This is a genomic window from Mesorhizobium sp. P2_E6 (assembly GCF_056403835.1).
This window is the reverse complement of the sequence record NZ_JBFUEQ010000007.1, coordinates 19,975-46,252: the sequence shown is the minus strand read 5'-3', so window position 1 is coordinate 46,252 and position 26,278 is coordinate 19,975. Positions and strand designations below refer to the sequence as shown.

The following is a 26,278-nucleotide window of genomic DNA, read 5'->3' as shown; positions in this document are numbered from 1 at the left end:
CATGCCGACGCCCCTCGTTGTCTCCGACGCCGCCAAGAGCTTCACCATGCATCTGCGCGACGGCATCAAACTGCCTGTCGTCGCCGGTGTCTCGTTCTCGATCAGGGCTGGTGAATGCACCGTGCTCGGCGGCCCGTCCGGTGCCGGCAAGAGCTCGATCCTGAAGATGCTCTACGGCAACTACGCCGTCGACGAGGGCCAGATCATCGTCAAGCACGATGACGGGCTGATCGATCTCGCCACCGCCAGTCCGCGCACCGTGCTTGCCATACGCCGGCAAACGATCGGCTATGTCAGCCAGTTCCTGCGCACCGTGCCGCGCGTCTCGGCGCTGGACGTCGTCGCCGAACCGCTGGTCGAGCGCGGCGAGGACCGCGAGAACGCGCGCGGCAAGGCACGCGCCTTGCTGGCGCAGCTCAACCTGCCGGAAAAACTCTGGGCGTTGCCGCCGGCAACCTTCTCCGGCGGCGAGCAACAGCGCGTCAACATCGCGCGCGGCTTCATCACCGAGCACCCGATCCTGCTCCTCGACGAACCGACCGCCTCGCTCGATGCCAGGAACCGCGACGTTGTGATCGAACTCATCGCCGCCAAGAAAGCCGCGGGCGTCGCCCTGCTCGGCATCTTCCACGACCACAACGTGCGCGAGGCCGTCGCCGACCGCATCATCGACGTCACCGCTTTCGCGCCCGGAAAAGTCGCCGCATGACGAAAAAGCTGTCAGAGACGCCGCTGATCCACCCGACGGCGGACGTACAGAACTCAACGCTTGGCCGCTGGACCGAGATCGCCGACCGCAGCCGGGTTTCCGAGAGCATCCTCGGCGACTATTCCTACATGATGCAGGACTGCGCCGTCTGGTGCGCGACGATCGGCAAGTTTTCCAACATTGCAGCCAGCGTGCGCATCAACGCCACCAACCACCCGACATGGCGGCCGACGCTGCACCATTTCACCTACCGCGCCTCCGACTATTGGGACGACGCCGAGCACGAGAGCGAGTTCTTCGCCCAGCGACGCGCCAAGCGCGTCACCATCGGCCACGACACCTGGCTCGGCCACGGCTCGACCATCCTGCCCGGCGTCACCGTCGGCGATGGCGCCGCGGTCGGTGCCGGTGCCGTCGTGTCGAAGGATGTCGCGCCTTACACCATCGTCGGCGGCGTGCCGGCCAAACCGATCCGCGAGCGTTTCGACCGCCGCACCGCCGAACGCTACCAGGCGCTCGCCTGGTGGGACTGGGACCATGCCAAGCTGCGGACAGCACTGGTTGATTTCCGGGAACTATCGGCCGAGGCCTTTCTGGAAAAATATTGCGGATAGGCCATCACATCATTGTCATAGGTGAGCCTGTTTCATCTCCCTGACACATCGCCGGGGCAGGACGCCATCTGCCCTGGAGATCGCAATGCCTGTTTCAGTCAGACCCTCGCTCGCCGGATTCTTTGCCGGCTCCAATCCGAAGCCACCGGTTCATCTCGGCACGCGCTACGACACGTCGGGCAATTTCCTGATCGAGCCCGGCAACACGGTCGTCAGCCATCTCGTCAGCGGTTCGCCCTCCGAGGCCGTGGTGCTTGAGGTGCGCGACCGGATGCTGGCGATGCCCGATGCCGACCGGCTGGCCTTCACCCCGGTCTCCAGCCTGCACATGACGCTGTTCCAGGGCATCATCGAATATCGCCGCCGTTTGCCCTACTGGCCACATGACGTGCCGCTCGACACCAGCATCGACGCCATGACCCGCCTCTATTTGGAACGCTTGAAGGGCTTCAAGGGCCTCGGCCCGTTCAACATCAAGGTGGTCGCAGTCGTACCGACCGGCCTTACCGTTGCCGGCGCGACCGACGAGGACGTGCGCATCATGGGCGCCTGGCGCGATGCCTTGGCGGTGCCGTTCGGCTACCGGCATCCCGACCATGACAGCTACGCCTTCCACATCACCTTCGCCTATCAGATCCAGCGTCTTGCGGATGACAGGGCGGCCGCATGGCAGCAACTGTTCGATGACTCTCTCGCGCTTTTCGCGCGGCAGGCTCCGGCGATCGAGATCAAGGCGCCGGCCTTCTGCAGCTTCAGGGACATGGAGCATTTCGAAGAGTTGCAGGTGCTCGGCTGATCCACCACCGGGCGCCTGACGCCGCGCCTGTGGGCAGTAACAAAACTGACATCAATCCGACACCGCAGGTTCATGGCGCTGCGCTAGCGAAGTTCTTAACAGACCTTCAACGCGACTGGACTGCAAACGACCATGTCAGCCACGCTCGAAATCCGCGGCGTCACCCGACGATTTGGCAAGAACACTGCCGTCAGCGATATCAACGTCTCGATCCCGCAGGGTCAGATGGTTGGCATTATCGGCCGTTCGGGTGCTGGCAAATCAACCCTTCTTCGCATGATCAATCGTCTCATCGATCCCAGCCAGGGATCGATTTTTTTTGACGGCGCCGAAGTTTCCCAGCTGCGCGGCTCGCCGCTCCGGCGCTGGCAGCGCGACTGCGCCATGATCTTCCAGCAGTTCAACCTGGTGCCGCGCCTCGACGTGCTGACCAATGTGCTGCTCGGCAAGCTGAACCACCGTTCGACCATGTCGAACCTGCTCGGCATGTTTTCCCGCGCCGAGTGCGCCGAGGCGGTCGCCGCGCTCGAGCGGCTCGACATTGCCCGCACCGCAATGCAGCCTGCCGGTACTTTGTCGGGTGGCCAGCAGCAGCGCGTCGCCATTGCCCGCGCCATGATGCAGCAGCCCAAGGTGATCCTCGCCGACGAGCCGATCGCTTCGCTCGACCCACTCAACGCCAAGGTGGTGATGGATTCGCTGCAGGACATCAATCTGCGCGAAGGCATCACCGTCGTCACCAATCTGCACACGCTGGACACTGCGCGCGCCTACTGCAACCGCATCATCGGCATGGCCGCCGGCAAGGTCGTCTTCGACGGCCCGCCGGAAGAGCTCAACCGCGAGGCTGTCCGTCTCGTCTATGGCGCCGACAGCAAATCTCCGAGGCCATCACCTCGACCAGCATCGCCTACAAGCAAAAGATCACTGCATCCGCCGGACCGCTCGAGCCCGCATTCCCGGGATATTGAGTCAAGAAAGAGCGACCTGGATCGCCAGCCCGCGTCAAGGGCACCTGTCAGAATAACCAACGCTACCGGCGCGGGGCCGGAACCCACAGGAGAGATATCCAATGTTCAGGAAGATGGTTTTTAGCGCCGTTTCGGTGCTCGCCATGGCAACCAGCATGGCCCACGCCGCCGATATGAAGGAATTCCGCGTCGGTATCCTTGGCGGCGAGAACGAAACCGACCGGCTGCGCAACTACCAGTGCCTGGCCGACCATCTGAAGGCCGAATTCGGTTTCGAGAAGGTCTCGCTGTTCCCCGCCGCCGACTATGACGGCGTCATCCAGGGCCTGCTCGGCGGTACCCTCGACTTCGCCGAACTCGGCGCTTCCGGCTATGCCAGCATCGCCCTCAAGGACCCGAAGGCGGTAACCCCGATCCTCACCACCCAGCAGACCGACGGCGCCACCGGCTACTATTCGATCGGCCTGGCGCTCAAGTCTTCCGGCATCACCGACATCAAGTCGGCCAAGGGCAAGAAGCTCGGCTACGCCGATCCGGATTCGACCTCCGGCTATCTGATCCCGCTGACCCAGATCCCGAAGGACACTGGCGCTTCGAACGAAACCTTCTTCGCTTCGACCCAGTTCAATGGCGGCCACGAGAACAACGTCCTGGCCGTGCGTGACGGCAAGGTCGACGTCGCGGTGGACGATTCCTCGGGCATCGGCGATTTCAAGAACGGCTACACCTCCGGCACCTTCCACAAGGAAGTCGCCAAGGGCGCCGTCGACCCCAACGACTTCGTCGAAGTCTGGCGCTCGGGCCTGATCCCGAACGGCCCGCTGGTCGTGCGCACCGCACTCGGCGACGACATGACTGCCAAGCTGACTGCCTTCTTCACGGCCCTGCCGGCCAAGGACAAGGCTTGCTTCGAGGGCGTCGAAGGCGGCGATTTCACCGGCTACGTTCCGGTGAAGGCGGACTTCTACAACGTCATCGTCGAAGCCCGTAAGGCGGCCATCGGCGGCTAACGGCAAAAATCAGAAGGGCGGTGTTCAAAACACCGCCCCTTCTGTTTGTCCGATCATGACCCTTTCCGTGACAGCCCCCTCCGCCGCCCATCAGATGGCCGATGCCTGGCGACGCCAGATATCGCTGCGCCGGCTCTATACGGTGCTTGGCGTCGGTTTACTGCTTGCCGCGATGTTTGCGAGCATGTGGTTCGCCGACGAAGCCAATGCCGGGCACTTCTTCGACCGGCTGCCGCATATTCTGGACTTCCTGAGCTGGCTGATCCCCAAGGATTGGAACGACGTCTGGCGGGCGCTGTTCGACATTGCCTCGCCGCATGACACTGGCACCCAGGAATTCAACTTTCCGCTCGGCCGCGTCTATGTCTGGGGCGGCTTTTACATCCCTGAATATTTCGAGCTCATGCTGACCACGGTGAACATGGCCCTGGTCTCGACGTTTATCGGCTTCATCTTCGCCGTGCCGTTTTCCTTCATCGCCGCGCGCAACCTGACGCCGCATCCGGTGCTGAGGCTCGTCGTCAAGCGCTTCATGGAGCTGCTGCGCGCCTTTCCGGAGATCGTCATTGCTGGCCTCTTCGCCGCCATCGTCTCGACCGGTCCGATCGCTGCTATCATCGCCATCGGCCTGCATTCGATAGGCGCGCTCGGCAAGCTGTTCTATGAGATCAACGAGAACATCGATATGCGCGCCGAGGAAGGCCTGAGGGCGGTCGGCGCCAACTGGTTCGAGCGTGTGCGCTTCGCCGACCTGCCGCAGGTGCTGCCCAACTTCATGTCCTACACGCTGCTCCGCGTCGAGATCAATGTGCGCGCTTCGACCATCATCGGCGCCGTCGGCGGCGGCGGCATCGGCGAGGAATTGAAACTCTCGATTTCACGCGGCTTCGGCGCCAAGACGCTGGCGTTGGTGCTGCTCTTGTTCACGACCATCTTCATCATCGACCAGTTCTCCGCCTGGCTGCGCCGCAAGCTGGTCGGCGAACAAGCCTTCCTGATGGGTGCTTAGCCATGATCCCGAAAAGTGGAATCCGGTTTTCGGAAAAGACCATGGCAAAACCAAAAGATAGAGATCCATCCCGGTCCTATCGGGATGGATCAGGTTCTTGATCATGGCGACGATGACCGCCGACGAAATCCGGTTGATCGAGGAGCGCTACCCGCAAGTGTTCCGGCGGCCGACGTACAAGCGCTTTGCCCCGCTGTTCCTGTTCGTCGGCATACTGCTCTACCTCATCTATGCCTTGTGGTTCTTCAGCCTGCCGCAAGTGCTGCGGGAATCGCACTGGGAACGCCTGCCGCTCTTCCTGACGCAGTGGGTCAGCTATGACCTGCAGCCGGAATTTCGGCTCGACCAGCCCGAGATAACACCGAAATACCCGCGCTTTTCCGCGCTTGGCGAGAACCCGAACCCAGACTGGGTCATCAAGAACGCGGACGGCACCTTCAGCGTCCTGATCGACGGTCCGGACAAGTCCGTCACCTTCGACAAGACCAAGGCGACGATCGTGGCCAATGGCGAGACGGTGCCGGTGTCGCTGACCGGCGGCAAGCCGGTGATCTCGGGCCCGGTGCCGGACTGGATCACCGCTCATGACGACGAGGTGGTGGCCAAGATGGGCTTCGCCGGCGAAGTGCGCGTCACCGTCGACCGCGTCAAGGTCCGCAAGCGCTTCCTCGGCTGGGCAAATTTCGTCTTCGACACGCGCTCGCCCTTCTTCGGCAAGTCGGCCAGCGAAGTGGTCTCGCTGATCGTGTCCGGCCCCGAACTCAAGCCGGGCACCTCGAACCTCGCGCTGGCGGGAGACAATATCTGGAACAACGCCCAGTGGCAGCACGGCGACGTCTGGACGAAGTTGCTGCAGACCATCGTCATGGCCTTTCTCGGCACGCTGCTCGGTGGCATCGTCGCCTTCCCGCTTGCCTTCTTCGCCGCCCGCAACATCACGCCGAACGGGCTGCTCAGCCAGGTGCTCAAGCGTTTCTTCGACTTCATGCGTTCGGTCGACATGCTGATCTGGGCGCTGTTCTTCACCCGCGCCTTCGGCCCTGGCCCGCTGGCCGGCAGTGCCGCGATCTTCTTCACCGAGATCGGCACGCTGGGCAAAACCTATTCGGAAAGCCTCGAGAACATCGACGACAAACCGCGCGAGGGCATCAAGTCGACAGGTGCCAACGGTTTGCTGGTGCAGCGCTATGGCGTAATGCCTGAAGTGATTCCGATCTTCATCAGCCAGACGCTCTACCAGTGGGAATCCAACACCCGCGGCGCCACGATCATCGGCGCCGTCGGCGCCGGCGGCATCGGCCTGAAACTATGGGAAGCGATGCGCACCAACTCCAACTGGGCCAACGTCTTCTACATGGTGCTGCTGACGCTGGCCGTGGTGTTCATCTTCGACAACATATCCAACTTCCTGCGCCGCCGGCTGAGCCGGACCATCCACGACTACAACAGAATCCAGGCCGAGCAGGGTTAGCGATCACGGCGCTTCAGAGCATGTCTCAACACGCCTTACGCCGCTTTCTTCCACCCGTTCCTGATATGCTTGTAGCCGTCGCGATAGACGGCTTCCGGGCTCTCGGAAAAATCGCGCCACACCTTGGTCGCCGCAGCCAGGTCCTTGAGCGAACGGCCGAACGCCTCGATCGTCAGCCAGTCGTCATAACCACTCTTGCGGATGGCGGAGAACGCTTCCTTCCACGGGATATTGCCGCGCCCCGGCACGCCGCGGTCGTTCTCCGAAATATGGATATGGACGACATTCCTGCGGTGTTTTGTATAGGCGCCGATCGGGTCGGCTTCCTCGATGTTGGCATGGAACGTGTCGTACATCGCCTTGATGTGCGGCCGGTCGATGGCATCGATATGCTCGGACAGATCCGCCATCGTGTTGAGAAGATAGCATTCGAAGCGGTTCAGCGCCTCGAGCCCGATTGTGACGTTCCTCTTGCCGGCATGATCGCCGATCGCGCGTTGCGAAGCGACCGAGCGTTTCTTCTCGGCGGCTGTCGGCCCCGAGCCGGAGAAGGCACCGAGCGTCGAATGCAGCGGTCCGCTCAGCGTGCTGGCGCCGAGCGCGTCGGCGCAGTCGATAGCCCATTTCATATAGTCGACGCCGGCCTTGCGGGTCGCGGCGTCGGCCGCGATCAGGTTCATCGCCGGATCGCCCATGGCTGACACGGCGGTCCGCTCCAGCCCGATACGGTCGAGCAACTCACCCAGTTTCTTGTAGTCGTCGGGCGTGCCGGCGAAGATCGGTATCTCGACGCCATCAAAACCGGTTGCCTTGATGTCGCGGAGCAACGGCTCGTGTTTCTTCGACACCGCCGTCGTCCACAGGAACATGCACATGCCGATTTTCATCGACGCCCCTCCCCAGTGAATTCCCCTCGCCGGTCGAAGCTATAGTTTCGTCCAGGCCCCATTCTTCTTCGACGACTTCACGCAGGCCTCGATGAAGGCCATGCCCTCGACGCCGTCCTGAATGGTCGGAAAGACGACGTCCTTTGCCGGCTTGCCGCCCTTCTTGCGCGCCGCGCGGATGGCGCGCGCGGCCTCCTGGTAGATGTTGGCAAAACCTTCGAGGTAGCCCTCGGGATGGCCCGGCGGAACCCGGCTGACACGCCCCGCCACCGGCAGCGCCCCGGCGCCGTTGCGGGTGATCAGTTGCTTCGGCTGGCCGAAGGGCGTGTACCAGAGATAGTTCGGATCGGCCTGCACCCATTCCAGCCCGCCCTTCGAGCCATAGATGCGCAGCTTCAGGCCGTTTTCATGGCCCGGTGCCACCTGGCTGGCCCAGATCATGCCCTTGGCCGGATGCGTCTTGCCGGCCGGCTTGAAGCGCAGCATGACGTTGACATTGTCGTCGAGCAGCCTCCCCGGCACGAAGGCATCGAGATCGGCCGACAGGGAAGCGAGCTCCAGTCCCGAGACGAAGCGCGCCAGGTTATAGGCATGGGTGCCGATGTCGCCCAGCGCGCCGCCAGCGCCTGCCTGCTTGGGATCGCCACGCCACGACGCCTGCTTCTGGCCGGTGGCTGCGAGGTCCTCGGTCAGCCAGTCCTGTGGATACTCGGATTGCACGATGCGGATGTCGCCGAGCACGCCCTTGGCCACCATCTCGCGCGCCTGCCGCACCATCGGATAGGCTGTGTAGTTGTGGGTGAGCACGAACACCTTGCCGCTCTTCTCGACCACGGCGGCCAGCTTCTTGGCCTCCGCAAGCGTCGTCGCCAGCGGCTTGTCGCAGATGACGTGGATGCCGGCCTCGAGGAAGGCCTTGGCCGCCGGCACGTGGACATTGTTGGGGGTGACGATGGCCACCGCCTCGATGCCGTCAGGCCGTTTGGCCTCGGCCTTGGCCATCTCGGCATAGGAGCCGTAGCTGCGATCCGGGTCGAGCCCGAGTTCGGCGGCCGAGGCCTTGGCGCGCGCCGGATCGGAGGACAGCGCGCCGGCGACCAGCACGAAATCATTGTCGATGCGCGCCGCGATGCGGTGCACCGCGCCGATGAAGGCGCCTTGCCCGCCACCGACCATGCCATAGCGGATCGGACCGCCTCCCGTTTCCGACTTCGATGCGCCGACCATGTCTTTTCTCCTCGTGTCTGAAATATCCCGGCCCCTTGACGGGAGGTCGATCCGCGCTGCGGATCGGGTGGGTCGTAGAGGTAGAGCTCGGTTGAACTGACCCTACCCGGGCCCGTCGGCCACCCTCCCTCGAGCGGGAGGGAAGTCGCGTTAAATCCCCATCAGGCCGCGCAGCACTTTCTTGTCGGTGGTGCCGCCGGCAAAGTCGTCGAATGCCTTTTCCGTCACCCGGATGATGTGGTGCTGGATAAATGGTGCGCCTTCTGCCGCGCCGTCTTCTGGGTGCTTCAGGCAGCATTCCCATTCCAGCACCGCCCAGGAATCGTAGTTGTACTGCGTCAGCTTGGAAAAGATGCCGCCAAAATCCACCTGTCCGTCGCCGAGCGAGCGGAAGCGGCCGGCGCGGTTGGTCCAGCTCTGATAGCCGGAATAGACGCCTTGCCGCCCGGTCGGGTTGAACTCGGCGTCCTTGACGTGGAACGCCTTGATGCGCTCGTGATAGATGTCGATGAATTCGAGATAGTCGAGTTGCTGCAGCAGGAAGTGCGACGGATCGTAGTTGATGTTGCAGCGCTTGTGGCCGCCAACCGCGTCGAGGAACATCTCGAAGGTAGCGCCGTCGAACACGTCCTCGCCGGGATGGATTTCGTAGCCGACATCGACGCCATTGTCCTCATAGACGTCAAGGATCGGCTTCCAGCGCTTGCCGAGCTCCGAAAAAGCCTCCTCGATCAGGCCGGCCGGCCGCTGTGGCCACGGATAGAGGTAAGGGAAAGCCAGTGCTCCGGAGAAACTCACAGAGGCGTTCAGCCCGAGATTGCGCGAGGCCTTGGCGCCGAACTTCATCTGTTCGACCGCCCATTTCTGACGCGCCTTGGGATTGTTGTGCACCGAAGCCGGCGCAAAGCCATCGAACTGCGCATCATAGGCCGGATGCACCGCCACCAATTGCCCCTGCAGATGCGTCGACAGTTCTGTGATCTCGATGCCGGCGTCGGCACAGATGCCTTTCACCTCGTCGCAATAGGCCTTGGAAGATGCCGCCTTCTTGAGATCGAACAAGCGCGCGTCCCAGGTCGGGATCTGCACGCCCTTGTAACCAAGACCAGCCGCCCATTTGGTGATCGAAGCCAGCGAATTGAACGGTGCGGCGTCACCTGCAAACTGCGCCAGAAACAGTCCAGGGCCCTTCATTGTCGTCGGCATCGGCATCCTCCCTCATTTTCCTCGCGACCGAGCATAGCGCCGATTGGAAGCAGGGCCAGCCACTTTGGTCTTTTCATACCGGGCGCTTGTGCGCGCCGCTATTCTGGTATTACCAAATACAAGGATTTGGTCAAGTCTTGTAGTGCATCGCGGGAACCCCTGAGACAGGCAAAAAAGGGATACATATCTCAATATAATCAATGAAATAATTCGGAGTGAGCGCAGCAGTCCGCCGCTTCTTGCCGTCCATGGGAAATTGCTGTAGACCTCGCTTCAGGCCCAATTGGTCGAACCAGTTTGCGAAAAAGGCTGGGGATGCCTTGGGGAGGAACCCTTGCGTCGCCGTTCAGCGATGCATGTCGCAGGCGAACCATAAAGACGAATCTGGGAAGGACAGACCATGCACCTTTCGACGCACAACTGGATGCGCGCGGAACCGCTGGAGACGACGCTCAAGCGCATCAAGAAATTCGGCTACGAGTCGATCGAGATTTCCGGCGAGCCTGAGCAGTACAAGACCAAGGAGACGCGGGCGCTGCTGAAGGAGCATGGGATCCGCTGCTGGGGCGCGGTGACCTTGATGCTGGGCGAGCGCAACCTTGCCGCCAAGGACCAGGGCCAGCGCGAGCGGTCCGTGCAGTATGTCAAGGACGTGCTGACGATGATCAGCGAACTCGATGGCGAGATCATCACGCTGGTTCCGGCGACGGTCGGCAAGGTGGTGCCGGATGGCACCGAGGAAGAGGAATGGAAATGGGTTGTCGACGCGACCCGTGAATGCTTCACCCACGCAAAGAAGGTCGGCGTCAAGATCGCCGTCGAACCGCTCAATCGCTTCGAAACCTATCTGTTCAATCGCGGCGCCCAGGCCCTGGCGCTGGCAGACGCGGTCAGCCCCGAATGCGGCGTCTGCCTCGACGCCTACCACATCCACATGGAGGAATTTAACGTCCATGACGCGATCCGGCAGGTCGGCAAGCGCCTGTTCGACTTCCATGTCGCCGACAACAACCGCTTTGCCGCCGGCCTCGGCCAGATCGACTGGCCGAAGATCGTCGCCACGCTGAAGGAAGTCGGCTACGACGGCGCGCTGACCAACGAGTTCGTCGCCCCGGTCGACCGCACGCCGGCCGCGCCCTATCCCGACATGGTCGAGCGCCATCCGGTCGACATTTCGCCCGAACAGCTGAAGTTCATCCAGGATCACGGCTCCAGCGTGCTGACCGAGAAATTCTACACCGACCAGATGCGCATCACCGCAGAAACGTTGCTGCCGCTGATCAAGTAGTCGACTGCCTGTTGGGAAATTGCCCTTTCGCCCTGACCGGCGGCAGGGCCGGGAAAGACAATGCGCATCAAGACCGTCCAAGCCTGGTGGATCCGCATCCCGATCGAAGCCGCTCGGCAGCACCGCAGCGACTTCGGTCAGGTGACGACCTTTGACGCCGCCATCCTGCGCATCGAGACCGATGACGGGCTGGTCGGCTGGGGCGAAGGCAAGAATGCCGCCGGCAGCGCCGGCAGCTACGGGGCGCTGGTCCACATGCTGAACCATGAAGTCGGGCCGCAATTGATCGGCCGCGATCCGGCCGACATCGGCGTCATCTGGGAGATGCTCTACAACGGCGTTCGCCACGACAGCGCCGCCCGCGCCGGCCACGCCATGCCGCAACTGGCGCGGCGCGGCATGAGCATAGCGGCCATCAGCGCCGTCGATATCGCGCTCTGGGATATCCTGGGCAAATCGCTTGGCGTTCCGGTCTGGCGGCTCCTCGGCGGCCGCAAGCTCGATCGCATGCCGGCCTATGCGTCCGGCGGATGGGCGTCCGCCGACGCCATCGGCGAGCAATTGAAATCGTATGTCGCCAAAGGCGGCTTCAAGGCGCTGAAGATGCGGATCGGCGCCATGGACGGTGCCGCGCATGTCTCCGCCGCCCGCGTCCGTGCCGCACGGCAGGCGCTCGGCCCCGATGTCGAATTGATGGTCGATGCCCACGGCACCTACACGGTGGCTGAAGCCAAGCGCTTCATCCACCTCATCGACGATCTGGACCTCGCCTGGTTCGAGGAGCCGATCATCGCCGACGACAAGCCAGGCATGGCCGAAGTGCGGGCAAGCGGCGCCGTTCCGATCGCCACCGGCGAAAGTGAGGCGACGCGCTATGCCTTCCGCGACCTTGCCGTGCTGAAAGCCGCCGACATCTTCCAGCCCGATCCGGCCTTCTGCGGCGGCATCAGCGAAGCGATGAAGATCGGCACCATCGCCAGCGCCTTCAACCTGCGCTTTGCGCCGCATCTGTGGGCCGGCGCGCCGTGCTTCTTCGCTGGACTGCACGTCTGTGCTGCTTCGCCGGCTAGTTTCACCGTCGAATATTCGCTCGGCGCCAACCCGATGATCCATGATCTGATCGAAGAGACTGTCGAAGCCAAGGACGGTATGATAGCGATCCCGGAAAAGCCGGGTCTGGGGTTCACCATTTCGGAGCGGTTCCTGGAGGCGCACGCGCAACGCGATTGACAATGAAAGAAAAGAACCTTCTCGCGGAACTCGCTGCCTACCTGTTCTCCCATTCGGACAAGGAGACCGGCCGAACGCCGTCGGAACGTGAGCTGGCGGAGCAGTTCGGCGTCAGCCGCGGCCAGATCCGCGAGGCGCTCGCCATCCTCGAAGCCATGCGCATCGTCGAGCGCAGGGCCAAGTCCGGCATCTACATCGACACCAAGCAGGCCAGCGTCGAGGCGATGGCGCTGTTCGCGCGCGCCGGCCTGCCGCTCGATCCGATCCAGATCTACGAGACGGTCGAATTGCGCAAGATCCATGAGATCAAGGCGGCCGAGCTTGCCTGTTCGCGCGCCACCGAAGAGAATTTCGAGCGTCTGCGCGAGATCCTGAAAGCTTCGGAAGAGCGCATCGCCGCAGGCGAGGGCCTGGCCAAGGAAGACCGCGAATTCCACCTTGAGATCGTACGCGCGACCAAGAACAGCGTCTTCCACAATGTCTGCAGCGTCTACTACATGATGGGCGAGCAGCGCCTGCCGATCTATTTCAACGATCCCGAGCGCAGCGTGCGCTCGCATGCCGAGCACATCCAGATCTACGAGGCGCTGCTGCGCCGCGACGGCAATCTCGCCCAGGCGCTGATGAGCGCTCATCTGCAGGGCGCCGAGAGCTACTGGAAGGGCCTGATCGAGGGCCATGGCGAGGAACCTCAAAGCCCGACGCTCGAAAGAGCCTGACCGACATGGCCCGCATCCTCACCACACACCCCCTGCATCCGCGCGCCTCGGCCATGCTGGCCGGCGCCGGCGAGCTTGTTGTCGCTTCTGCTCTCGACCCAGCGACGCTTGTTGCCGAGGCGAAAAACGCTGACATTGTCATCGTGCGCGCGCCTCTGCCGCCACAGCTCTTCGAGGGTGCAGGGAAGCTGAGGGCAGCAATCCGCCATGGCGCCGGGCTCGATATGATCCCGATGGAAGCAGCATTCGCGGCCGGCGTGCTGGTGGCGAATGTGCCGGCGGTCAATGCCCGCTCGGTTGCCGAACACGTCATGTTTGCAGCACTTGCCCTGCTTCGCCGCTTCCGCATCGTCGACCGCGACTTGCGCGCGAAAGGCTGGCTCGCCGGCCGCGAGCACGCCAACTCCAACAGCGAACTTGCCGGCAAGACGATCGGCATCGTCGGCCTTGGCGCCGTTGGCCAGGCTGTCGGACATATAGCGGCGCATGGTTTCGACCTGAAGGTGGTGGCAACGACGCGCAGCATGCAGCCGGCGCCGGAGAAAGTCGGCTTCCTGTCGATCGACGCCCTGGTCGAGCAGAGCGACATCATCGTTCTGTGCTGTCCGTTGACGCCGGAGACGCGCGGCTTGATCAATCGCGAGCGGATCGCCCGCATGAAGCCCAATGCGCTGCTGATCAACGTATCGCGCGGACCGGTCGTCGATGACGACGCCCTGATCGAAGCCTTGCAGAAACGCCGCATCGGCGGTGCCGCACTCGATGTGTTTTCGACGCAGCCGCTGCCGCCAGATCATCCCTATTTTGGCTTCGACAATGTCATCATCACCCCGCACATGGCCGGCATCACCGAGGAATCGATGATGCGCATGGGCGTCGGCGCGGCCGGTGAAGCCTTGCTGGTGCTGGCCAACAAACTGCCGGTCAATCTGCGCAACCCCGAAGTGGTCGATCACTACCGCCGGCGGTTTCCTGCGAGCGTGTAACGCATCGCCGTTTCGCCTCATTTTCTGGCGAGGCTCGCTCCCATGTCCAGTCTTCGCTCCGCGCTGTTGTTTGTTGCCACCGCTTCGACAGCCGTCTTGCCGTCGCTTGCCGCTGCGGAGAGCAGCTATGTCTACTGCGACAACGGGCTGCGCTGCTTCAAGGCACCCTGCCCGTCGAACAGCGCGCTCGACCTTGCCACCGGCACGATCATCAAGGGCGTGTCGATCGACAGCAGCGGATTGCCGCAGGCCGACAAGGCGATAACGGATCTCTCAGACGCGCTTTACGCCGGAAAGATCGTCGTCAGGGGATCGATCGAACATCGCACGCAGACCATCACCGGCAAGGACTACAGCCTGCCCTGGCTGGTTGCGACCGGCATCGTACGCACCGCCAAGGAAAGCGAACGCAAGCACTGTTCGTCGCACTGATATTCAGTTCAGCCCTCGTCAAGAGCCAAGCAGCGACTCTATTTCAGCGGCGAGGCGTAGCAGTCGCCGGTCTTGGCCGTTGCGCGCCACCAGCATCAATCCTGCCGGGCGCACCATGCCCGGCATCGGCAGCGAGATCGCACAAAGGTCGAACTGGTTGGCGACCTGCGTGTTGCGCAGCAGTAGGCCTTCGGTGCGGTCGCGCAGTTCGGCATCGTCAACCATCGAAACGATGGTCGGCGCTGTCACCGGTGTGGTCGGTAGGGCCAGCATATCGACCGATGCCAGCCGCTCGTCCATGGCGGCCGCGAGCGCGGCGCGACGACGCATTGTCCTGATGTAAACTGGCGTCGGCAGCATAGCTGCCCGCGACAAAGGCCCGCTGACATGTGGGTCGACCGGCACCGATGCCCCCGTCGCCAACCAGTCGGCATGGATCTCCGCCCCTTCCATGGCAGCGATCGAACCGCGCTTGGTCGCCGCGCGCATCTCTCCAAGCAGATCGTCTATCGACAGATCCGCCACCCCTGCACCCGCCAGTTCGACCTTGCGAAGGCATCGATCGAACGCGGTCGCCACCTCGCCTTGCGTTTCTTCGAATAGGACGCCGCGCGGGATGCCTATGCGAAGCCCTACAAGGGAAATCGACGTCAGCGCAGCCGCTTCCTCGCCGGCCATCACGGCGTCGGCGGCGGCGCACTGGGCGACGGTTCGGGCAAGCGGCCCGATCGAGTCCAGCGTGCCGGACAACGGGAAAGCGCCGGTGAGAGGCACCCGCCTAGCGGTCGGCTTGAAGCCGACGACACCGTTGAGCGATGCCGGAATGCGTATCGAACCACCGGTATCGGAACCGATGGAGATTTCGCTCGTCCCCTCGCCGACGGAAACGCCGGCACCTGAGGAGGAACCACCAGGAATGCGGCTGGGATCGGTGGCATTCCCGGGCGTGCCGTAGTGCTGGTTGTCACCGATCGCGGTGAACGCGAATTCGGTCATGTTGGTCTTGCCGACGATCACCGCGCCGGCCTGCCGCAACCGGCCAACGATGGCGGCGTCGCGCAGCGCAGGTGCAGCGGTCCTGAGCATGAGCGAGCCGGCCGTGGTTGGTTCGCCGCCGACATCGAACAGATCCTTGATCGAGACAATGGTGCCGTCGAGCGGCCCCAGCGTCACACCGGCTTGTTTGCGGGCATCGCTGGCGTCGGCCGCGGCCCGCGCGGCTTCGGCATAAAGCTTCGTGAACACATGTTCTTCGCCGGCACGGGCGGCGAGTCGCGCGAGGATGGTTTCGAGATGATCGCGGGCTGATTGCATTTTCGGTGTCGGACTCCGGACGCCTTGAACGTCTTAAGAGGTAGCGGCCAGCACTTGGCCTGCCGAGACTTAAACCGGCGCAGGCGGTTTTGCACCCTGTCGATACGAGGAAAAATCCGATGCTCTACAAAGGCAGCTGTCACTGCGGCAAGGTCGCCTTCGAGTTCGAAGCCGAGCTGACCGGCGCCGTGCGGTGCAATTGCTCGATCTGCTCGCGCAAGGGTGCCCTGTTGTGTGCCATCCCGCACGAGACCTTGCAGGTGCTGGCCTGGGGCAATGACTTGGGGATCTACACATTCGGCAACCACGCCATCGCGCATCGGTTCTGCCGCACCTGTGGAGTCCACCCCTTCGCTGAGGATGTCGGCGAAGGCCCTGAACGCAGTGCCTACGTCAACATGTATTGCATTGCGGATTTTGACCCTTCGACCTTGCCAGTCTTCGACTTCGATGGCCGCTCGGTCTGAACCTATCTCCCGTCGCACCGGCAAGGTTCGCTTTGTCGCTTGCCGCATAACGGCATCGGCCCGAAACCGTGATGGTTCGCGGGCCGATGCTTGGCGTCAGGAAGTTATCGCCAAATGGTGAGTCCGACGGCTAGTTGACCTGCTTCGGACCGCGCAGGAACACCACGATCGCCGCCAGCAATGTCGCCGTGCCGCAATAGGCGAAGGCGCTGGCCACGCCGGCATGGTCGACCAGCAGGCCACCGACGACAGCACCGAGCGCAATCGCCACCTGGAACGTCGCCACCATCAGCCCGCCTGCGCTTTCTGCCTGATCCGGTGCTGCCCGCACCAGCCAGCTCTGCAGCCCAACCGGCACCGCGCCGAAGGCAAAGCCCCACGCCGCAACCGCGGCGGCAGCGACCGTGGGCGAGGCACCGAAAACCAGCATCGAGGCAGCCGCCGCCGCAATCAGCAAGGGCGCCAGCGCAACGGCTGCCTTGAGGTTGCGTTCGGCCAGGAAGCCGCCGGCGACATTGCCGAAGAAGCCACCAACGCCATAGGCCAGAAGCACCAGCGAGATTGTCTCGATGTCGAGCACGGGGACCTTCTCGAGGAAAGGGCGCACGTAGGTGAAGCCGGCAAAGTGTCCCGAGGCAACGAGCAGCACGACCAGCAGTGCCACCCTGATAGAGGGGCGCTCGAGCACATCGAGCAAGGTACGGAAGCTTGCCACGCCCACGGGTGGCAGCTTCGGAATGGTGGCCACCTGCACCAGCAGCGCCAGGGCGCCGACGACGGTGGCGATCATGAAGGCGGTCCGCCAGCCCCAGATATCACCGACATAGGCGCCGACCGGCGCTGCGCATACCGTCGCCAGCGAAACGCCGGTCAGGATGATCGACATGGCGCGCGGCATCAGCCGCATCGGTACCAGCCGCAGCGCCATCGCCGCCGACATCGCCCAGAAGCCGCCAAGTGCAACGCCGAGCACGACGCGGGCAAGCAGGAGCACGGTAAGCGATGAGGCAAAGGTGGCCAGAAGGTTGGAGAAGATCAGGAACACCGTCAGCATCCACATCACCACCCTGCGGTCCATGCGCCTGGTGATGATGGCCATGGTCGGCGCGGCAATGGCGCCGACGATGGCGGTCGCCGTCACCGCTTGTCCGGCCACGCCTTCGGTGACGCCGAGGTCGCGCGCCATTGGCGTCAGCAGGCTGGCCGGCAGGAACTCGGCGGTAACGAGGCCGAAAACACCAAGCGCCAGCGAGACCACGGCGCCCCATGCCGGCTCGGTTCGTTCATCAGAGTCTGCGGGGTTCAGAAGTGTGGCGTCGATGACGCCTGTCGCGGGTTCGGCCATGGTCAGTCTCCGATCTGTTTGCAGCGCCACATAGGGAACGACCAACCGGGGCTCCACCCGTTACATGCCTTGCCATCTCGGCTTGGCTATGTGGCCGGTCTTCGATCTTGTTTGCAGCGCAGCATTTGGCTGCAACGCAACATAGGGAGTGACCGCCTGGAGTTTCCATGCTAGAAACCCCATTATGTTTGACCATTCGTCCAAAATCCCGATCACGGGCGATCCGCTCACCGACATATTGCGCGGCCTGCGTCTCGATGGCGTCGAATACGGTCGCTGCGAAATGAAGGAGCCGTGGGGCATCCAGTTCCCGGCTCAACCCGGGGCGCGGTTTCATTTCATCGGCCGTAGAGGCTGCTGGTTGAAGCAGCCGTCGGGCGAATGGGTGGAGCTGAATGCGGGGGATGCGGTGCTGCTGCCACGCGGTGCGGCGCATGTGCTGGCCAGCGAACCCGGCGCCCAGGCCTGGCCGATCCACGGCTACGAACTCGAAGAGGTCTGCAAGGACGTCTACTGCACGTCGAACGCGGAGATGTGCGGCAAGGACTGCCAACCGGGAACGCTGCTGTTCTGCGCCAGCATGTATTTCAACCTCGATGGCCTGCATCCCTTGCTCGGCATGATGCCGGACGTGATGCGCACGCATGAGCTGGAAGCCTACGAACCGGGGATACCGCATTTGCTGGACTCGATGGCACGCGAAGTGACGATGGAGCGCGTCGGCTCCGGCGGTATCATGGCGCGGCTGGCTGACGTGCTTGCCGCCACCGTCATCCGCTCATGGGTCGAACGCGGTTGCGGAGACTCGTCCGGCTGGATCGCGGCGGTCAGGGACCGCGAGATCGGGCGCGTGCTGGCCGCCATCCATCTCGAACCGAACCACGACTGGACTGTCGAGTCGCTGGCCAGGATGATGGGCGCCTCGCGGTCGGGATTTGCCGAGCGGTTCGCCACCGTCGTTGGAGAAACGCCGGCTAAATATGTCACCCAGGTCAGAATGCACCAGGCGCGGCAGTGGCTGGTCCGCGACCGGATGAAGATCTCCGTCGTTGCCGCGCGTCTCGGCTATGAATCGGATGCCGCCTTCAGCCGTGCCTTCAAGCGCGTCATTGGCTCGGCGCCCAGCCATCTTCGCGCCGAAGAGCAGGGTCCTGCTGATCAACGACACGCCATATGAGACTTACCTGCCGAAATAAGCGAGGTCGCGGCCTATGACGCGTGGCGCAAATTGACGCCGCTGCCCTTGTCGAACAGCACCACCTTGTCGGGGTTCCAGGCAAAGCGCACCGGCTGCTCGATCGCCACATCGGTCCTGGCCGGCACCGTGGCGCGCAGCATCGCGTCGCCGACGCGCAGCGTCAGGATCTTTTCGACGCCATGGTTCTCGACGTCGTGGACGTGCGCCTCGACCGGCGCGCCGCTCTCGAGATAGACGTCCTCGGGCCGAATGCCGAAGACGAGCGGGCGGCCGTCGGTCGCCGCACTCGCCTTGGCTCCCCCTGAAAAAGGCAGTTCGAAATTCAGCGGCGCCATCACCGCGCGGCCGTTCACCAGCTTGCCGTCGATGAGGTTCATCGGCGGCGAGCCGACGAAGCTCGCCACATAGGTGTCGCGCGGATTGTTGTAGATCTCGTACGGCGTGCCGGTCTGGACGATGCGGCCATGGTTAAGCACGCCGACCTTATCGCCCATGGACATCGCCGCGATCTGGTCGTGGGTGACAAACAGGAAGGTGGCGCCGAGTTGCATCTGCAGGTTCTTGAGTTCCGTGCGCAGCGCCACGCGCAGTTTGGCGTCGAGCGCCGACAGCGGCTCGTCCATCAGGCACACGTGCGGCTTGCGCACGATGGCACGGCCGATCGACACGCGCTGCATCTCGGCCGCCCGAAAGCCGGTCGGTCTTGCGGTCGAGCAAATGTTCGATCCGCAGCGTCCTGGCGGCGCGGTCGACGCGGTCCTTGATCTCGGCATCGGGTCCTCCGGTCAAGCCGGAGGATGACGGCGTGAGAGTTGAGAGGGCGACGCACACCGACCGGCGCGGACCGGCGCGAGCGCGACCTGCCGGATAGCGTCAGCTGCTGATCATCGCGCTGTCTTGTTGAGAGCGGTGACGACCAGCGCGAGAATCACCGCCGCGGCGGCGATTTCCCACACGAAAGCCTGCTTGTAGAAAGGCGGCGTGGCGAGCTGCGCCTTGCCGGCGAGAGTGTTGGGGTCCGGTGGATTGAGGAAGAAGACGCCGTAGAGATGCGCCGCCGTGATCGAAACCAGCAGCACAATGCAGAAGACCAGCGCCACGACCAGCGCTACGGTCACCACACTGCGCACCTTGACGCCCGGCTGGGCCAACGGCAGCAGGTTGTTGATGAGTCCGGCAAGCACCACGAGACCGCTGCCGACCGCGTACAGGCCGATGGAAAAGGGTTGGAAGATCAGCACCAGCGCCATGACGCCCAGGCCAATGATGAAGACCTCGAGGCAGTACGCGCCGGCCCGGCTCATGCCGGAAGAACGTTCGCTCATGACCGCACCGCCTTTCCGGCGCCATCGAAGACATGGGTTTGCCTGGGATCGGGGCGTAGATTCAGCGCCTCGCCGACCTTGACCCGCTGGCTTCTCGTCACCACGACGCGGATGTCGGCGCCTGCCGCCGTGCGGGCATGAATAAGGGTTTCGGCGCCCATGGGCTCGATGAGCTCGGCCCGGGCGGAGATGGTGCCACGGTCCCCCGTATCGGTCGCGGTGAAGGCGCGGGGGCGGACACCGATCGTCACCTTGCCGGGCTGCAGGCGCGCGACCGCCGCGTCCGTGCGGATCGCCAGATTAATGCCGGCCACGGCCATCTCCGCCGTGCCATCGGCGAAGGTCTTGAGGTCGGCCTCGAGAAGATTCATCTGCGGCGTGCCGATGAAGCTCGCCACGAAAGCATTGGCGGGCTTGGCAAAAACCTCGTGCGGTGAGCCGACTTGCTCGATCAGGCCGTCCTTCATGATGGCGATGCGGTCGGCCATGGTGAGCGCTTCGAGCTGGTCATGGGTCACGATCACGGTCGCTTTGGAGAGGCCCTGCAGCACTTCCTTGATCTGGCCACGCATGCTCTGGCGCAGTTCGACATCGAGACGCGACAAGGGCTCGTCGAAGAGGAAGCAATTGGGGTCGCGGACGATGGCGCGGGCCATGGCGGCGCGCTGCTTTTCGCCCTCGGATATCTGGTTCGGCAGCCGGTCGAGAACGTGCTCCAAGTGGAGGATCGCGGCGACGCGGTTGACGCGGGCAGTCCGCTCAGCCCTGGAAATGCCGTCATGATAGAGCGGGAAGGCGATGTTCTCGCCGATCGATGCCGACGGGTAGAGCGCGTAGAACTGGAACACCATGGCGATGTCGCGCTTTTCGGGCGGCAGGTTGTTCATCACCTTGCCGGCGATGACGACCTCGCCGTCAGTGACGCTTTCCAGCCCGGCGATGACGCGCAGGGTCGTCGTCTTGCCACAGCCGGACGGGCCGAGAAGGCAGACGACCTCACCGGCGGCCACCGACAGGTCAACGTCCTTGACCGCGGTGAAGGAGCCGAAACGCTTGGTGACTTTGCGGAGTTCGATGGTTGACATCTCAGCGCTTCACGGTGCCGAAGGTAACGCCGCGCAACAGATGGTTTTGCAAGAAGAAGGTGACCAGAAAGACTGGGACGAGGAACAGGGTTTCGATGGCGGCAAGCAAAGTCCAGTCGGTGCCGCGTCCACCCGACGACACGGCCTGGTTCATGGCGACCGGGACCGTTCTCGTGTCAGGCCCCGAGAGCAACAGGGCGAAGAGGAACTCGTTCCAGGTGAGGATCAGGCCGAACACGAACGTGGCGGCGAGCCCGGCAATGACCTGGGGCAGGCAAATCTTGAAGAACACCCGCATTCCGGACGATCCGTCGATGCGGGCGGCATCCTCGACGTCTGGCGACAATTCATCGAAGAAGCTCTTCATCATCCAGATGGTGAAGGCCAGGTTGAAGGCGGTGTAGAGCATGATGATGCCGAGATACGAGCCCGACAGGCCCACTACGCGGAACATCAGGATCACCGGAATGATCACCACAATCGCCGGCAGCATGCGCGTGGTCAGGATGATGAACAGGTAGGTGTCATTGCCTTTCAGCGGATAGCGCGAGAAGCCGAAGGCCGCCAGGGTGCCGATGACCAGCGCCAGCAGCACCGACGCCGAGGCGATGAAGATCGAGTTGAAGAAATAACGGTCGAATCCTGTCGCTTCCGGGGCACCGTCCGGCGTCATCGAGCGGGAAAAGACGGACCCAAAATTTTCGAGCGTGGGCTTGAATACAAAATGGTCCGGAATCAAGCCGAACAGCGACGTGGGCGACAGCGTCGGAGGCACCAGGAGCGCGTCGCCCTGCGGTTTGAAGGCGGTGAATATGATGAACAGCACCGGCAGAAAATAGATAAAGGCGACGACGGCCACGGCGAGCGTCCGCCCCCAGCCGGCCTTGTCTACTCCGCTGGCCCTGCCGAAGCCGAGCTTTCCCAATATCGATTCGGCCACGGGTCAGGCTCCCTTCGTACGGCGGTTTGCGAGGTACAGGTAGAGGTTGGTGAGAACGATCACCATGAACAGCATCAGATAGGAGATCGCCGCGCCCTCACTCGTCTTGTTCTGCTCGTTGGCGATGCGGATCAAGTGATAGGAGATCGTCAGTGTGTCGTTGCCGCCCTTGGTGAGGAGGATGACGAGATCCGCCAGCTTGAATGCCTCGATGGTGCGGAAGAGAAGGGCCAACATCAGAAGGCCGCGGATGTAGGGGAAGGTGATCATCCAGAATTGCCGCCAGCTGGAAATACGGTCGATGGCAGCGGCCTCGTAAAGGTATTTCGGCACCGAGACGAGGCCCGCCAGCACAAGGAGCATGACGAAGGGCGACCACATCCATGCGTCGGCGAAAACGATTCCCGCCACGGCACCGACTTTGTTGCTCATCAGGATGAACTGGTTGCCGGAGATGGAATTGATGACGTAGCTGAGAATCCCGAATGTCGGGTCATAGTAGTAGGTGAAGAACACGCCAGAGGCGACAACCGAAAGCATCATCGGTGTCAGCACCAGGATCAACAAATACTTGCGCAGCGGAAATTGCTTGGCGAACAGGATGGCCAGCAGAAAGCCGACGATCATCTGCGCGGAGACGGTGAACACGACGAACATGGCGGTATTGATCAGCGCGCCCCAAGTCGCGTGAGCAGCGAGATCGTTGGTAAGGATCCGGACGTAGTTCCCGAGTCCGACGAAGCGGATCGTCTGCTGGTTTGCCTGGTAGGCGAAGAACGAAAGGCCCAGCGACCACAGTAGGGGGAAGATATTCATCACAAACAGAACGGCGATTGCCGGAGCGACCAGCAGGGCGCCGAAGTAGTGGCGGCGATACGCGTTGACGGTAAATGCGGCCGCGACCAACGCCGCCGCGGCGCCCACCACCCAGAAGGAGACAGCCGCCGGCAAGCCCGCCATTGATATGGCCGACACGACGACAGCGACAGCGATGGCGAGTTTCCAGTTGTGGGCAACAACCGCGGTAAGGCGTGGTGTCAGCAGCGTGCTTGAAACAGCGGTCATGAGAGTCCGAAATATGGAGCGCCTGACGTGGCAATGATGGGGAGCGGCTTTTGCCCGCTCCCCGCAGCTATGTTGGAAGGTTACTGGATAAGGCCAGCGTTCTTCAGGAGGTCCTCCTGGAACTTGGCGATGTTATCCAGGGTGGTCTTGGCGTCCTGCTTGCCAGTGATGGCTAGGTCGTACTGATCCTGCTGCTGGGTGAGCAGTTCGAAGAACTGCGGCACGTGCCACATGTCCTTCTGCCAGTCGAGCGAGTTCGCCCAGGCGCGGTCCCACGGACGATAGGTCACGTATTTCGGATCGCTGTAGACCGACTTGATCGCGGACTGGCCGCCGGCGGCGGCGAACTGGTGCTGGATATCGGGCGAGAGCCACCACTTCACGAAGCCCACCGCTTCCTTGATTTGCTCAGGCGTCGTCCAGGTGGTGAGAACGAAAGGCTGTCCGCCGATCTGTGACGTACGATTCACCTTTCCGTCGGGGCCGCGCAGGCCTGGCGCCAATCCGAACACCAGCTTGTCGGCAACCTTCGACGTCTTGGGATCGAGCGAGGCTTCGCCGAGACCGATCCAGTCGATGTTCATGGCCACCTTGCCTTCACGGAACAACTGGTCCGAGACGAAGATGTCCATGGTGCCGGTCTTGACCACCGGCGGCATGTACTTCAGCAATTTGAGGAAATGCTCCATGCCCTCGATGGACTTCGGGGAGTTTACGACGCCTTCGGCATGTCCGGTCGGGGCCTTGGTTTCATCCCAGATGCCGCCGCCATGCTCCCAGACGAACGTGTGGACCGAGCTCGTCGAGAAGTCGTAGCCTTTGCCTGCCTGATAGGCAATGCCGTAGAAATCGTCATCCAGCACCTGGCCGGCGAGCTTGTCGCCCTTCTTGCGCTGGAAGAATTCGCCAACATGCTCGAACGTGTTCCAGTCCATGGCGTCGATTTCTTCGCCGGTGCAGGGCAGCTTCTCATTGTACTTCGCCTTGAAGGCGGCCTGCTCGTCGTCGTTGCAGAGCACGTCCTTGCGGCCGTAGGTGACCAGCACGTCCGGGAACTGCGGGAAGCCGTAGTAGTTCGGCGTGCTGTTGGGATAGGTCGAGTAGGCGTTGAGCACGGCGGGATGCATCGACTCCATTGCCGCCTTGAGTTCCGGGTCGGCATCGATGAGATCGTTGATCTTGCGGAAGTAGCCGCCTTCGACGAAGGCGCCCAGCCACTGCGAGTCCGACACGATGAAGTTGTACTTCTTTTCGCCCGAGGTCAACGAGGCGTTGACGCGGGTGTAGAAATCCGGCCACGGAATGAAGTCGACATCGAGCTTCACGGTATTGCCAGACTTGGGCTTGTACTGCTCGTCGAAGAACTTTTTCATAATGCGGGTCGGGGGCCAATCCGGCACCGCCATCGTCAACGTCACTTCTTCGGCAGAGGCATAGGTCACGCCTCCCACCAGTAGCGTGGCAGCGAAGCTTGCGGCTGTCGCTAGCCCTTTCACTTTGGTCATCGCCGTCATTCGCGTTTCCTCCCTTGGTTAACCGGATTGCTTCTCGCCGTTCGCGTCAGGTCATTGCCTGGCCGCTCACGGCGCGGAAGACGTGGATTTTCCTGTTATCGATGGCGATCGATGCCGAATCGCCGGTCCTGATGCTGGCGGCGATCGCTTCCGGCAGCACCATGCGCAACATCTCGCCGCCGGCCTCGACCGAGACGATCGTGATGTCGCCGAGCGGTTCGACCAGATGCACCTTCGAGGCAACCCCGGCTTCGCCCTTGGCGGCGAGCCGAATGTCGCTCGGGCGAATGCCGATCAGCGCGGCCTCGCCGGCATCGGCAGTCTTTGGCGCCGTCGCCGGAACCAGTGTCCCGAGCGGCGTGTCGAAAGACCTGGTGTCGGCGCGCACCGAGGCCGTGAACAGATTCATGTGCGGCGAGCCGATCTTGCTGGCGACATAGGTATGGATCGGCTGCTCGTAAAGCTCGTCCGGCGTGCCGATCTGGACGATGCCGCCATCGCGCATGACGGCGATCGTCTCGCCCATCGAGAGAGCCTCGAGCTCGTCGGGCGTGGCATAGATCACGGTCATGCCGAACTGGCGGTGCAGCCGCTTCAGCTCGGCGCGCGTCTCGTGCCGAAGCTTGGCGTCGAGATTGGTGAGCGGCTCATCGAGGAGAAGAATCTTTGGCCGGCGGATCAGGGAGCGGCCGAGCGCGACGCGCTGCTGCTCTCCGCCGGACAGGGTTGCCGGCTTGGCCTTCAGGCGGTGTGTCAGCTTCAGGATCTCGGCGGTCTCTTTCACCCGCTTGTCGATCTCGGCGCGCGCGACTTTCTCCTCGCGCAGCGGATAGGCGAGATTGTCGTAGACCGTGAGGTGGGGGTAAAGCGCGAAAGACTGGAAGACCATCGAGATGCCGCGGCCGGCGATCGGCGCATGGGTCATGTCGCGGCCGCCGATCTCAAGCGTGCCGGAGTCGGCCTGGACGAGGCCGGCGATAGTGCGCAGCGTCGTCGTCTTGCCAACCGAGCTCGGCCCGAAGAGTACGAAGAAGCGGCCTTCGTCGACGGCGAAGCTCAGGTCGTTGATGGCGCGCACGGATCCATAGGCTTTGCTGAGCCCATCGAGGCGCAGCGCAATCCCCTTGCCGGCACTGGCGCGAGGCGACGTCTGCGTCACGATGTGCCACCTCGTGCGGACGGAACACGCGCCATCCGTGTGATCCTCCTCGCCCTGCCGAAATGGACTGCGGCTGTCATTCCCGATCCGCCTTTTCTTTCCTAATCTGGTATTACCAATTTAAGATGCTCGTCAAGCGCTTTCTTAAAATTTGCCGTCACCGAAATAAGCTGAAAACGTCCGCTATATGTTGGTATTTCCTTCATTTTTGGCAATTCTCCACCTTCATCCCGTTCGCAAAACGCCAATCCCCAAAATCACTGAAATCGCCGACCTTCAAATCTGGTCGAACCAGATTCGCTCCGAGCTAC

Annotated in this window: 24 protein-coding genes and 2 pseudogenes; 14 read left to right on the top strand and 12 right to left on the bottom strand. The window is 62.8% G+C overall.

The annotated features are described in order from the left end of the window. Position 1: 1 nt before the first annotated feature. The 7 genes and pseudogenes from phnL to phnE (AC1D08_RS18510) all read left to right on the top strand — a co-directional run bounded on the left by phnL (position 2) and on the right by phnE (AC1D08_RS18510) (position 6,580). Complete coding sequence (gene phnL, locus AC1D08_RS18540) at positions 2–709, top strand: phosphonate C-P lyase system protein PhnL (protein ID WP_457153005.1); 708 nt, start codon at positions 2–4, stop codon at positions 707–709. Beyond that, on the top strand, positions 706–1,323 hold the full coding sequence (locus tag AC1D08_RS18535) for a DapH/DapD/GlmU-related protein (RefSeq protein ID WP_457153004.1): 618 nt from the start codon (positions 706–708) through the stop codon (positions 1,321–1,323). The genes phnL and AC1D08_RS18535 overlap by 4 nt, the downstream gene beginning before the upstream one ends. An 85-nt stretch (positions 1,324–1,408) precedes the next feature. Beyond that, positions 1,409–2,119, top strand: coding sequence for a DUF1868 domain-containing protein (locus tag AC1D08_RS18530; RefSeq protein ID WP_457153003.1), 711 nt, complete (start codon positions 1,409–1,411; stop codon positions 2,117–2,119). A 132-nt stretch (positions 2,120–2,251) separates the two neighbouring features. After that, positions 2,252–3,090, top strand: a pseudogene (gene phnC, locus AC1D08_RS18525) (phosphonate ABC transporter ATP-binding protein). 101 nt (positions 3,091–3,191) lie between these two features. Further along, positions 3,192–4,100 carry a phosphonate ABC transporter substrate-binding protein gene (gene phnD, locus AC1D08_RS18520; RefSeq protein ID WP_457153002.1) on the top strand — a complete coding sequence of 303 codons (909 nt, stop codon included), beginning with the start codon at positions 3,192–3,194 and terminating at the stop codon, positions 4,098–4,100. Positions 4,101–4,155: 55 nt separating this feature from the next. Next, the gene (gene phnE / locus AC1D08_RS18515) at positions 4,156–5,109 is read left to right on the top strand and encodes a phosphonate ABC transporter, permease protein PhnE (protein ID WP_457153001.1); all 954 of its coding nucleotides are present in this window, start codon (positions 4,156–4,158) and stop codon (positions 5,107–5,109) included. Positions 5,110–5,212: 103 nt separating this feature from the next. Further along, positions 5,213–6,580 carry a phosphonate ABC transporter, permease protein PhnE gene (gene phnE, locus AC1D08_RS18510; protein WP_477423719.1) on the top strand — a complete coding sequence of 456 codons (1,368 nt, stop codon included), beginning with the start codon at positions 5,213–5,215 and terminating at the stop codon, positions 6,578–6,580. A gap of 35 nt (positions 6,581–6,615) precedes the next feature. On the opposite strand, the gene AC1D08_RS18505 is transcribed toward phnE (AC1D08_RS18510), so the two are convergent. The 3 genes from AC1D08_RS18505 to AC1D08_RS18495 all read right to left on the bottom strand — a co-directional run bounded on the left by AC1D08_RS18505 (position 6,616) and on the right by AC1D08_RS18495 (position 9,900). After that, positions 6,616–7,467: a sugar phosphate isomerase/epimerase family protein gene (locus tag AC1D08_RS18505; protein ID WP_457152999.1), complete on the bottom strand. Its 852-nt coding sequence runs from the start codon at positions 7,465–7,467 to the stop codon at positions 6,616–6,618. 39 nt (positions 7,468–7,506) lie between these two features. Continuing rightward, positions 7,507–8,694: a Gfo/Idh/MocA family protein gene (locus AC1D08_RS18500; RefSeq protein ID WP_477423717.1), complete on the bottom strand. Its 1,188-nt coding sequence runs from the start codon at positions 8,692–8,694 to the stop codon at positions 7,507–7,509. Positions 8,695–8,844: 150 nt separating this feature from the next. Beyond that, positions 8,845–9,900, bottom strand: coding sequence for a sugar phosphate isomerase/epimerase family protein (locus tag AC1D08_RS18495; protein WP_477423715.1), 1,056 nt, complete (start codon positions 9,898–9,900; stop codon positions 8,845–8,847). A 400-nt stretch (positions 9,901–10,300) separates the two neighbouring features. On the opposite strand from AC1D08_RS18495, the gene AC1D08_RS18490 reads away from it, so the two are divergent. The 5 genes from AC1D08_RS18490 to AC1D08_RS18470 are packed head-to-tail and all read left to right on the top strand — an operon-like array spanning position 10,301 to position 14,555. Further along, positions 10,301–11,188, top strand: a complete 888-nt coding sequence (locus AC1D08_RS18490; protein WP_095084784.1) for a sugar phosphate isomerase/epimerase family protein — start codon at positions 10,301–10,303, stop codon at positions 11,186–11,188. A gap of 60 nt (positions 11,189–11,248) precedes the next feature. Then, a complete protein-coding gene (locus tag AC1D08_RS18485; RefSeq protein WP_477423713.1) occupies positions 11,249–12,418 on the top strand; it encodes a mandelate racemase/muconate lactonizing enzyme family protein in 1,170 nt (389 codons plus the stop codon). A 2-nt stretch (positions 12,419–12,420) separates the two neighbouring features. Further along, entirely contained in the window at positions 12,421–13,137 is a 717-nt protein-coding gene (locus AC1D08_RS18480) for a FadR/GntR family transcriptional regulator (protein WP_095084786.1), read from the top strand. Positions 13,138–13,142: 5 nt separating this feature from the next. Further along, positions 13,143–14,123 (top strand): hydroxyacid dehydrogenase, encoded by a 981-nt coding sequence (locus AC1D08_RS18475; protein WP_457152526.1) that lies wholly within the window; start codon positions 13,143–13,145, stop codon positions 14,121–14,123. 42 nt (positions 14,124–14,165) lie between these two features. Then, positions 14,166–14,555, top strand: coding sequence for a hypothetical protein (locus AC1D08_RS18470; protein ID WP_457152527.1), 390 nt, complete (start codon positions 14,166–14,168; stop codon positions 14,553–14,555). 18 nt (positions 14,556–14,573) lie between these two features. Here AC1D08_RS18470 and AC1D08_RS18465 read toward each other — a convergent pair whose 3' ends face one another. Beyond that, positions 14,574–15,869, bottom strand: a complete 1,296-nt coding sequence (locus tag AC1D08_RS18465; RefSeq protein ID WP_457152528.1) for an amidase — start codon at positions 15,867–15,869, stop codon at positions 14,574–14,576. 119 nt (positions 15,870–15,988) lie between these two features. Here AC1D08_RS18465 and AC1D08_RS18460 point away from each other — a divergent pair, with 119 nt between their 5' ends. Beyond that, on the top strand, positions 15,989–16,336 hold the full coding sequence (locus AC1D08_RS18460) for a GFA family protein (protein WP_457152529.1): 348 nt from the start codon (positions 15,989–15,991) through the stop codon (positions 16,334–16,336). 130 nt (positions 16,337–16,466) lie between these two features. Here AC1D08_RS18460 and AC1D08_RS18455 read toward each other — a convergent pair whose 3' ends face one another. Then, entirely contained in the window at positions 16,467–17,681 is a 1,215-nt protein-coding gene (locus tag AC1D08_RS18455; protein ID WP_457152530.1) for an MFS transporter, read from the bottom strand. Between the two features lie 184 nt (positions 17,682–17,865). Between AC1D08_RS18455 and AC1D08_RS18450 the strand changes: the two genes are divergently transcribed. After that, positions 17,866–18,858 carry an AraC family transcriptional regulator gene (locus tag AC1D08_RS18450; RefSeq protein WP_457152531.1) on the top strand — a complete coding sequence of 331 codons (993 nt, stop codon included), beginning with the start codon at positions 17,866–17,868 and terminating at the stop codon, positions 18,856–18,858. A gap of 32 nt (positions 18,859–18,890) precedes the next feature. Here AC1D08_RS18450 and AC1D08_RS18445 read toward each other — a convergent pair. From AC1D08_RS18445 to AC1D08_RS18415, 7 genes and pseudogenes are all read right to left on the bottom strand, one after another. Then, positions 18,891–19,650, bottom strand: a pseudogene (locus AC1D08_RS18445) (ABC transporter ATP-binding protein); the annotation flags it as partial. A 113-nt stretch (positions 19,651–19,763) separates the two neighbouring features. Next, positions 19,764–20,204 carry a hypothetical protein gene (locus AC1D08_RS18440; protein ID WP_457152532.1) on the bottom strand — a complete coding sequence of 147 codons (441 nt, stop codon included), beginning with the start codon at positions 20,202–20,204 and terminating at the stop codon, positions 19,764–19,766. Continuing rightward, entirely contained in the window at positions 20,201–21,289 is a 1,089-nt protein-coding gene (locus AC1D08_RS18435) for an ABC transporter ATP-binding protein (protein ID WP_184877083.1), read from the bottom strand. The genes AC1D08_RS18440 and AC1D08_RS18435 overlap by 4 nt, the downstream gene beginning before the upstream one ends. 1 nt (position 21,290) lies before the next feature. Then, entirely contained in the window at positions 21,291–22,229 is a 939-nt protein-coding gene (locus AC1D08_RS18430; protein WP_095084794.1) for a carbohydrate ABC transporter permease, read from the bottom strand. Between the two features lie 3 nt (positions 22,230–22,232). After that, complete coding sequence (locus tag AC1D08_RS18425; protein WP_010911632.1) at positions 22,233–23,294, bottom strand: carbohydrate ABC transporter permease; 1,062 nt, start codon at positions 23,292–23,294, stop codon at positions 22,233–22,235. 80 nt (positions 23,295–23,374) lie between these two features. Continuing rightward, on the bottom strand, positions 23,375–24,808 hold the full coding sequence (locus AC1D08_RS18420) for an ABC transporter substrate-binding protein (protein ID WP_477227854.1): 1,434 nt from the start codon (positions 24,806–24,808) through the stop codon (positions 23,375–23,377). Between the two features lie 46 nt (positions 24,809–24,854). Continuing rightward, complete coding sequence (locus AC1D08_RS18415; protein ID WP_457154409.1) at positions 24,855–25,967, bottom strand: ABC transporter ATP-binding protein; 1,113 nt, start codon at positions 25,965–25,967, stop codon at positions 24,855–24,857. Positions 25,968–26,278: the final 311 nt, after the last annotated feature.

Excerpts from the sequence above, each read along its gene's own strand:
- phnE (WP_477423719.1), top strand. The coding sequence starts at position 5,213 with ATGGCGACGATGACCGCCGACGAAATCCGGTTGATCGAGGAGCGCTAC.
- phnL (WP_457153005.1), top strand. The coding sequence starts at position 2 with ATGCCGACGCCCCTCGTTGTCTCCGACGCCGCCAAGAGCTTCACCATG.
- AC1D08_RS18485 (WP_477423713.1), top strand. The coding sequence starts at position 11,249 with ATGCGCATCAAGACCGTCCAAGCCTGGTGGATCCGCATCCCGATCGAA.
- AC1D08_RS18420 (WP_477227854.1), bottom strand. The coding sequence starts at position 24,808 with ATGACGGCGATGACCAAAGTGAAAGGGCTAGCGACAGCCGCAAGCTTC.
- AC1D08_RS18440 (WP_457152532.1), bottom strand. The coding sequence starts at position 20,204 with ATGAGCGAACGTTCTTCCGGCATGAGCCGGGCCGGCGCGTACTGCCTC.
- AC1D08_RS18480 (WP_095084786.1), top strand. The coding sequence starts at position 12,421 with ATGAAAGAAAAGAACCTTCTCGCGGAACTCGCTGCCTACCTGTTCTCC.
- AC1D08_RS18470 (WP_457152527.1), top strand. The coding sequence starts at position 14,166 with ATGTCCAGTCTTCGCTCCGCGCTGTTGTTTGTTGCCACCGCTTCGACA.
- AC1D08_RS18455 (WP_457152530.1), bottom strand. The coding sequence starts at position 17,681 with ATGGCCGAACCCGCGACAGGCGTCATCGACGCCACACTTCTGAACCCC.
- AC1D08_RS18530 (WP_457153003.1), top strand. The coding sequence starts at position 1,409 with ATGCCTGTTTCAGTCAGACCCTCGCTCGCCGGATTCTTTGCCGGCTCC.
- AC1D08_RS18490 (WP_095084784.1), top strand. The coding sequence starts at position 10,301 with ATGCACCTTTCGACGCACAACTGGATGCGCGCGGAACCGCTGGAGACG.
- AC1D08_RS18500 (WP_477423717.1), bottom strand. The coding sequence starts at position 8,694 with ATGGTCGGCGCATCGAAGTCGGAAACGGGAGGCGGTCCGATCCGCTAT.
- AC1D08_RS18505 (WP_457152999.1), bottom strand. The coding sequence starts at position 7,467 with ATGAAAATCGGCATGTGCATGTTCCTGTGGACGACGGCGGTGTCGAAG.
- AC1D08_RS18460 (WP_457152529.1), top strand. The coding sequence starts at position 15,989 with ATGCTCTACAAAGGCAGCTGTCACTGCGGCAAGGTCGCCTTCGAGTTC.
- AC1D08_RS18450 (WP_457152531.1), top strand. The coding sequence starts at position 17,866 with ATGTTTGACCATTCGTCCAAAATCCCGATCACGGGCGATCCGCTCACC.
- AC1D08_RS18475 (WP_457152526.1), top strand. The coding sequence starts at position 13,143 with ATGGCCCGCATCCTCACCACACACCCCCTGCATCCGCGCGCCTCGGCC.
- AC1D08_RS18535 (WP_457153004.1), top strand. The coding sequence starts at position 706 with ATGACGAAAAAGCTGTCAGAGACGCCGCTGATCCACCCGACGGCGGAC.
- AC1D08_RS18435 (WP_184877083.1), bottom strand. The coding sequence starts at position 21,289 with ATGTCAACCATCGAACTCCGCAAAGTCACCAAGCGTTTCGGCTCCTTC.
- AC1D08_RS18425 (WP_010911632.1), bottom strand. The coding sequence starts at position 23,294 with ATGACCGCTGTTTCAAGCACGCTGCTGACACCACGCCTTACCGCGGTT.
- AC1D08_RS18495 (WP_477423715.1), bottom strand. The coding sequence starts at position 9,900 with ATGCCGACGACAATGAAGGGCCCTGGACTGTTTCTGGCGCAGTTTGCA.
- phnE (WP_457153001.1), top strand. The coding sequence starts at position 4,156 with ATGACCCTTTCCGTGACAGCCCCCTCCGCCGCCCATCAGATGGCCGAT.
- AC1D08_RS18465 (WP_457152528.1), bottom strand. The coding sequence starts at position 15,869 with ATGCAATCAGCCCGCGATCATCTCGAAACCATCCTCGCGCGACTCGCC.
- phnD (WP_457153002.1), top strand. The coding sequence starts at position 3,192 with ATGTTCAGGAAGATGGTTTTTAGCGCCGTTTCGGTGCTCGCCATGGCA.